This window comes from Streptomyces sp. NPDC047061 (assembly GCF_040643955.1).
Lineage (GTDB): Bacteria > Actinomycetota > Actinomycetes > Streptomycetales > Streptomycetaceae > Streptomyces.
This window is the reverse complement of record NZ_JBEYVI010000103.1, coordinates 1-6,133: the sequence shown is the minus strand read 5'-3', so window position 1 is coordinate 6,133 and position 6,133 is coordinate 1. Positions and strand designations below refer to the sequence as shown.

Annotated in this window: 4 protein-coding genes and 3 pseudogenes; 5 read left to right on the top strand and 2 right to left on the bottom strand. The window is 68.7% G+C overall.

Going from position 1 to position 6,133, the window contains the following annotated elements; genetic code table 11:
• Window positions 1–131 precede the first annotated feature (131 nt).
• Window positions 132–695, bottom strand: a complete 564-nt coding sequence (locus tag ABZ887_RS50740) for a hypothetical protein (protein ID WP_361306467.1) — start codon at window positions 693–695, stop codon at window positions 132–134.
• Between the two features lie 91 nt (window positions 696–786).
• A complete protein-coding gene (locus ABZ887_RS50735; protein WP_361306465.1) occupies window positions 787–1,023 on the bottom strand; it encodes a hypothetical protein in 237 nt (78 codons plus the stop codon).
• A gap of 200 nt (window positions 1,024–1,223) precedes the next feature.
• On the opposite strand from ABZ887_RS50735, the pseudogene ABZ887_RS50730 reads away from it, so the two are divergent.
• From ABZ887_RS50730 to ABZ887_RS50710, 5 genes and pseudogenes are all read left to right on the top strand, one after another.
• A pseudogene (locus ABZ887_RS50730) lies at window positions 1,224–1,570 on the top strand (FAD-dependent thymidylate synthase); the annotation flags it as partial.
• Between the two features lie 103 nt (window positions 1,571–1,673).
• Window positions 1,674–2,420: pseudogene (locus ABZ887_RS50725) on the top strand (HNH endonuclease); the annotation flags it as partial.
• Window positions 2,421–2,423: 3 nt separating this feature from the next.
• Window positions 2,424–2,873 (top strand): annotated as a pseudogene (thyX, locus tag ABZ887_RS50720) (FAD-dependent thymidylate synthase); the annotation flags it as partial.
• A gap of 234 nt (window positions 2,874–3,107) precedes the next feature.
• Window positions 3,108–4,007, top strand: a complete 900-nt coding sequence (gene dapA, locus ABZ887_RS50715) for a 4-hydroxy-tetrahydrodipicolinate synthase (protein ID WP_361306463.1) — start codon at window positions 3,108–3,110, stop codon at window positions 4,005–4,007.
• 163 nt (window positions 4,008–4,170) lie between these two features.
• Entirely contained in the window at window positions 4,171–5,856 is a 1,686-nt protein-coding gene (locus ABZ887_RS50710; protein WP_361306461.1) for a ribonuclease J, read from the top strand.
• The last annotated feature ends 277 nt before the right edge of the window (window positions 5,857–6,133 follow it).

Below are 6,133 nucleotides of genomic sequence, written 5' to 3'. Positions count from 1 at the left end.
GCCGCGGGTCCAGGGGTCCGGCATGGGGCTCGCGACGGGACGGCAGGTGGAGGTCGCCCTCAGGGGGCGCAGGGACTCAGGCTTCCAGCCACGACGGCGCCGCAGACGGCGCACGGCACGTCGCGGCACTTTCAGCGAGGCTGACCGTGCCCGTACTCCGCCGCCCACGCCTCCACCGCGTCCGCCGCACGGTCGAACGCCGACGTCCGGCCCACGAAGTCCATCCCGTGCGTGGTCAGCAGCGCCCCGGTGTCCTCCGGCGACCGGTCCTTGCGCACCAGCGTCAGCGCCTGCCCCTGCACGGTCCGCGGCAGACCCAGCCAGCGCACCGGCTGCTGCGCGGTACGCACCGTGACGACCCGCTTCCATGGCACCGTCCGCGTGTACAGCAGACCCACCTGGCGCACCCCGTGCGCGCTCACCCACACGCCCATGCGCAGTATCCGCAGCGCGGCGGCGATGATCAGCAGCGCGATACCGAGGACCGCCCCGGCGGAGGACAGCGAGCCGGTCAGGGCCAGGGCGACCGCTGCGAACAGCACGAACGAGGCGAGCAGCAGCCACAGGGCGGCCCCGCCGACCCGCCAGGGCCCGGGCCGGTAGGGGCGGCGCCAGCGGTCCCGGTCGTCGTACGGGAGGGCGTTGTCGAGTGCCGCGTCATAGGCGCGGTCGGCCGTCAGGAAGGGCAGGGGCACGACTGGTCCTCACTCAATCCATGCGTGGGCTGTGCCCGGTGAGGCTATCCGGCCGTCTCCCCGCCCACCACTCACGGGGGTCCGGAAGAGTTCAGCGCCCCTGGGAGGCCTGCGATTGCCGGCTCGCGGTGTCGGACGGCGTGGAAAGCGCCGGCATGCCCAGCACCAGCGAGCCCACCAGCCCGGCCACGATGGTGAGCCCGAGCAGCCACTTCCCGGCTATCTGACTCACGGACGACCGCTGACGGGGCGGGGGAGCGACATTGCTGCGGAACCTGTCGGCTTCGGCGAGGAAGGCGAACGGAACCGGTTCGCGCCGACCGAACATGGGCGGTGCATCCCCTCTCGGGATCGAACGAGTGTCTGTCATCTACACAGACGGGCGAGTGACCCGAAAGGTGCCCGGTTTCACCGAATTCACAGAAATTCACCGGTGTATGTCGCACCCGGTACCGAACGCCCCGATGTCGGTGCCGGGCCGTAGAGTGGGCGCCGCCCGAGAGAAGTGATGGAAGGACCCTCCGAGCCGTGACCGACACCCCCGCCGACGACCTCAAGCCCAGCTTCCGGAGCGATGTCACCGTCGACCTGGTCAAGCACAGCGCGGCCGACTCCGACGTGCTGTGGGCCGCACGGGTCTCCACCGCCGGCGAGCAGTCCCTGGACGAGCTGAAGAAGGACCCGGAGCGCTCCAAGGGCCTCATCAACTACCTGATGCGGGACCGGCACGGCAGCCCCTTCGAGCACAACTCGATGACCTTCTTCATCAGCGCCCCGATCTTCGTCTTCCGCGAGTTCATGCGGCACCGGGTGGGGTGGTGCATCGCCGGGGACACCGAGATCAGCCTGGAGAGCGAGGCCGGTCACTTGCGCCGGCGCACCATCGCCGAGCTGTACAAGCTCTGGCACCTGGGCGTCGAGGACCGGCTGCCGCACTCGGCCGGGGGCGTGACCTGGCACAGCCGGGCGGGCAAGTGGATGGCCCAGGTGCGCCGCGGCGACACCAACCACTACCTCGGCCTGTACGAGAACCGCGAGGCGGCCGAGTCTGCCGTCGCGGAGTTCCGGGAGCTGCACCCCAGCACCCGCATCCGCAAGCTCGAATCCGTGCGCCGCAACCACGTGCGCTGCTACGACGAGGAGACCCTGCTCGCCCAGCGCGCCAGGATCGTCGACGTGATCGAGTCGGGTGTGAAGCCGCTCATCAAGATCACCACCGCCTCGGGCAAGACTCTCCGCTGCACGGTCGACCACGCCCTCTTCACGCCCGAGGGATGGTGCAAGGCGGGAGAGCTCACCGTCGGGGATGCCGTTCTGGTCTCCGGCACGGCGCCGCGCCCGTCGCAGGGGCTGGTCCCGCCGAGCCTGCGCCGGGGCATCGGCGTATGGACCTCGATGCAGCGCGAACGGCTCATCAAGGACACCGACACCTGCCACCTGTGCGGTCAGGACTTCCCGCGGGAGCAGCTCGCACTGGACCACGTCGTCCCGGTGGCCGGTGACCTGCTCCGGGCCCTCGACGAGAAGAACCTCGCCCCGGCCTGCGAGCCGTGCCATGCCGTCAAGAGCGCGGGGGAACAGGCGCTGGCCCGGAGCGGCGGCAAGGTCGCCAAGGCGGTTCCGGACCAGATCCTCGCCATCGAGGCCGATGGCGAGGAGATGACCTACGACCTCTCTGTGGAAGGCCCCTGGCACAACTTCCTCGCGAACGGTTTCGTCGTCCACAACTCGTACAACGAGGAGTCCGGCCGCTACCGGGAGCTGCAGCCGGTCTTCTACGTCCCCGGCGAGGACCGCAAGCTGGTGCAGCAGGGGCGTCCCGGCAAGTACGAGTTCGTGCCGGGCACCGAGGCCCAGCAGGAGATCGTGGAGCGCTCGATGCAGGAGTCGTACATCCAGGCGTACGAGCGCTACCAGGAGATGCTCGCCGCCGGCGTCGCCCGGGAGGTCGCCCGTGCGGTGCTGCCCGTCGGTCTCTTCTCCTCGATGTACGCCACCTGCAACGCCCGCTCGCTGATGCACTTCCTCGGGCTGCGCACCCAGCACGAGCTGGCCAGGGTGCCGTCCTTCCCGCAGCGGGAGATCGAGATGGTGGGCGAGAAGATGGAGGCGGAGTGGGCCAGGCTCATGCCGCTCACCCATGCGGCCTTCAACGCCAACGGCCGGGTCGCGCCGTAGTCGCGCCGTGGCGCGGCCCGCTGATCGCGCTTCTTGTCGTGCTCGGCACAGATGTACGGATCAGCCTCGAGAAGTGTCCGTATTGCGGCATTTAGCGAAGTTCATCTAGCCTGATCAAACGGACCCGGCACTGCTTGAACCCCCGAGCAGGCAGTGCCGGGCTCCGCATTTGTCAGGACTTTCCCCGCACCCCAAGGGCAGACCGCGCCGTGAGCACCGAGTAGCGTGTAACCCATGGCTCCGACCTCCACTCCGCAGACCCCCTTCGGGCGGGTCCTCACCGCCATGGTCACGCCCTTCACGGCGGACGGCGCGCTCGACCTCGACGGCGCACAGCGGCTCGCCACCCACCTGGTGGACGCAGGCAACGACGGCCTGATCATCAACGGGACCACCGGCGAGTCCCCGACCACCAGCGACGCGGAGAAATCGGACCTGGTACGAGCCGTACTGGAGGCGGTCGGCGACCGCGCCCACATCGTGGCCGGAGTCGGCACCAACGACACCCACCACAGCATCGAGCTGGCCCGCCAGGCCGAGCGCGACGGCGCACACGGCCTGCTGGTCGTCACGCCGTACTACAACAAGCCCCCCCAGGAGGGCCTGTACCGGCACTTCACGGCCGTCGCCGACGCCACCGGGCTGCCCGTGATCCTCTACGACATCCCCGGCCGCAGCGGCGTCCCGATCAGCACCGAGACGTTCGTCCGCCTCGCCGAGCACCCCAGGATCGTCGCCAACAAGGACGCCAAGGGCGACCTCGGCCGTGCGAGCTGGGCCATCGCCCAGTCCGGCCTCGCCTGGTACTCCGGCGACGACATGCTGAACCTGCCGCTGCTCTCCGTGGGCGCGGTCGGCTTCGTCTCGGTCGTCGGCCACCTGGTCACCCCCGACCTGCGGGCCCTCGTCGACGCCTACACCTCCGGTGACGTCGTCAAGGCCGCCGAGATCCACCAGAAGCTGCTCCCCGTCTACACCGGCGTGTTCCGCACCCAGGGCGTCATGACCACCAAGGCCGCGCTCGCCCTCCAGGGACTGCCCGCAGGACCCCTGCGCGCACCCATGGTCGAGTGTTCGGCCGAGGAGATTGCCCAGCTCAAGATCGATCTTGCCGCCGGCGGGGTACAACTCTGACAACAGACTTCTGCGCGGCCGTCCGCGCAGCGACGCTTCACAACTGAAGAAGCGGGACCACCGGTGCCCGCACCCTGCAAGGACAACGACAACTGCTTATGCACGAACGTCACGCACGCCACGTGCCCGACCGGTACGTGGCGTGCGTGGTGAGGAGAGTCTTTTGAGTCATCCGCATCCTGAACTCGGCGCCCCGCCGCAGCTCCCCGAAGGCGCGCTCCGCGTCACCCCGCTCGGCGGGCTCGGGGAGATCGGCCGAAACATGACTGTCTTCGAGTACGACGGCCGCCTGCTGATCGTCGACTGCGGAGTGCTCTTCCCCGAGGAGGAGCAGCCCGGAATCGACCTGATCCTGCCGGACTTCTCGTCCATCCGGGACCGCCTCGACGACGTCGAGGGCATCGTCCTCACGCACGGCCACGAAGACCACATCGGCGGCGTCCCCTTCCTCCTCCGCGAGAAGCCGGACATCCCGCTGATCGGCTCCAAGCTGACCCTCGCCCTCATCGAGGCCAAGCTCCAGGAGCACCGCATCCGCCCCTACACCCTGGAAGTGGCGGAGGGGCAGCGCGAGCGCGTCGGTCCCTTCGACTGCGAGTTCATCGCCGTCAACCACTCCATCCCGGACGCCCTGGCCGTGGCCATCCGCACCCCGGCCGGCATGGCGGTCCACACCGGCGACTTCAAGATGGACCAGCTTCCGCTGGACGGCCGTCTGACGGATCTACACGCGTTCGCACGGCTGAGCGAGGAAGGCATCGACCTGCTCCTCGCCGACTCGACGAACGCCGAGGTCCCCGGATTCGTCCCGCCCGAGCGGGACATCTCCAACGTCCTGCGCCAGGTCTTCGCCAGTGCGCGCAAGCGGATCATCGTGGCGAGCTTCGCCAGCCACGTCCACCGCATCCAGCAGATTCTGGACACGGCCCACGAGTACGGCCGCCGGGTCGCCTTCGTCGGCCGCTCCATGGTCCGCAACATGGGCATCGCGAGGGACCTCGGCTACCTGAAGGTCCCGCCGGGCCTGGTCGTCGACGTCAAGACGCTCGACGACCTTCCCGACCACGAGGTGGTCCTGGTCTGTACGGGTTCCCAGGGCGAACCGATGGCCGCCCTGTCCCGGATGGCCAACCGCGACCACCAGATCCGCATCGTCGACGGCGACACGGTCATCCTGGCCTCGTCGCTCATCCCCGGAAACGAGAACGCGGTCTACCGCGTCATCAACGGCCTGACCCGCTGGGGCGCCAACGTCGTCCACAAGGGCAACGCCAAGGTGCACGTCTCCGGCCACGCCTCCGCCGGTGAGCTGCTGTACTTCTACAACATCTGCCGGCCGAAGAACCTGATGCCGGTCCACGGCGAATGGCGCCACCTGCGCGCCAACGCCGAGCTCGGCGCCCTCACCGGTGTCCCGCACGACCGCATCGTCATCGCCGAGGACGGCGTCGTCGTCGACCTCGTCGCGGGCAAGGCCAAGATCTCCGGCAAGGTCCAGGCGGGTTACGTCTACGTCGACGGCCTGTCGGTCGGCGACGTCGGCGAGCCGGCCCTCAAGGACCGCAAGATCCTCGGGGACGAGGGCATCATCTCGGTCTTCGTGGTCGTCGACTCGTCCACCGGCAAGATCACGGGCGGTCCCCACGTCCAGGCCCGCGGCTCCGGCATCGACGACTCCGCGTTCGCGGACGTCCTCCCGAAGATCTCCGAGGTACTGGAACGCTCGGCCCAGGACGGGGTCGTGGAACCCCACCAGCTGCAGCAACTCATCCGGCGCACCCTCGGCAAGTGGGTCGCGGACAGGTATCGCCGCAGGCCGATGATCCTCCCGGTGGTCGTGGAGGTCTGACGCGCGTACAGCGTTCGTACGACCCCTCGTACGCGCGAACCTGGAGCTGGGCGCCTCGATTTGCATCGGGGCGCCCAGCTCCAGTACGTTTACGGCTCCGCCCAGCAGGGAACCCCAGTGCTTCATGCGCTGGATCCAGGTGCCCGGACCGGGTGGAAATTCCGACTCAGAACTTCTGATAAAGTCGGAACCGCCGGAAAGGGAAACGCGAGAGCGGAAACCTGGAAAGCACCGAGGAAATCGGGTCGAGAAAAGATCTGATAGAGTCGGAAACGCA